The following is a 1,406-nucleotide window of genomic DNA, read 5'->3' on the forward strand; positions in this document are numbered from 1 at the left end:
TCGCCTCGGGCTCGGAGACCGAGTGGAAAAAACTCGGCACCTACGCCTTCAAGGCCGGGAACACCCACAAGATCACCCTGAAGGATGATGCCGACGGCATCGTGGTGGCCGACGCGGTGAAACTGGTCCGGGACAACAGCGGGGAGACGGACACCGAGCAGAAGGACTTCACCTACGACTACGACCCCAACGGCAATCTGACCACGATGACGGACAACAGCTCCGGGGCCAAGGTGGACACCTACGCCATCACCTACAACGGGCTGAACCAGGTGGCGAAGGTGGAGGAGAAAAAGGACGGCGTCGTCCAGAAGACCACGTCCTACACCTATGATCCCAACGGGAACCCCTTGACCCGGACCCACGACGACCAGATCGCCGAGTACGCCTATGACGTCCGGGATTTGGTGGAGCAGGTGACCAACAAGAAATCCGCCAGCGACCCGAACCCGAAGGTGACGGCCTTCACCTACACCCCGCGGGGGCAGAAGCTGAAGGAGACCAAGGCCAACGGCAACACCGTCGACTACACCTACTACCTGGACGGCCTCCTCAAGCACCAGGTGGAGAAGAAGTCCGACGGCACCCTCGTCAACGAGCACACCATCGAGTACAACGCCATAGCGCGACCGGGGAGCGAAGCGACCCCAGGCGCGACTTGTGCTCTGTGAGTGGAACGGCCACCGGGTGAAGGACACGGCCAAGAAGATGAACGCGGACAACCACGCGGACTACATCCACCATGTCCACACCTACGAATACGATCCGCGGGACCGGGTGACGAAGAAGACCAAAAAAGACACCGCCGGCAACGTCCTGGAGACGGAGACCTACGAACACGACGCCAACAACAACGTCATCCAGAAGACGGTGGACGGCACGACGACCACGTACCACTATGACCGGAACCGGCTGTTGTCCGCCAACATAGGAGGCACCACGGCCGCCTACAACTACGATCCCTTCGGCCGACTCAACACGGTCACTGCCGCCGGAGAGCAGATCGAGAAGTATACCTACGACGGATTTGACCGTGTGGCGGAACACAGCAAGCTGCAGGAGGACGGGTCCACCAAGAAGACGAGCTACGTCTACGACCCGCTGGACCGGACCGTGAGCCGGACGGAAGGGACGAAGACCACGGACTTCCACTACCTGGGCCTGTCCGGTCAGGTGCTGAACGAAGAAGTGGCCGGGGAGATCCAGAAGTCCTACCAGTACAGCCCCTGGGGCGAACGTCTCTCCATGGTGAAGCACAACAGCGACGGGACGGAGGAAGACTCCTACTACGGCTACAACCCCCACACCGACGTGGAGGTGCTCACTGACGAGAACGGGAACACCCGGGCCACCTACGGGTACACCGCCTACGGGAAGCCGGACGAGGAAGAGTTCACCGGGGTGGA

At 61.3% G+C, this 1,406-nt stretch carries 2 protein-coding genes; both read left to right on the top strand.

The window, feature by feature from the left end; translation table 11 throughout:
• Positions 1–671: golvesin C-terminal-like domain-containing protein (locus C8P63_RS19425; RefSeq protein ID WP_211308319.1), on the top strand; the 671-nt coding region annotated here is incomplete at its 5' end.
• On the top strand, positions 661–1,406 hold a 746-nt coding region (locus tag C8P63_RS19430), incomplete at its 3' end, for a hypothetical protein (protein WP_211308320.1). The genes C8P63_RS19425 and C8P63_RS19430, both read left to right, overlap by 11 nt.

It is taken from the genome of Melghirimyces profundicolus (genome assembly GCF_003054245.1).
Taxonomy (GTDB): domain Bacteria; phylum Bacillota; class Bacilli; order Thermoactinomycetales; family DSM-45169; genus Melghirimyces; species Melghirimyces profundicolus.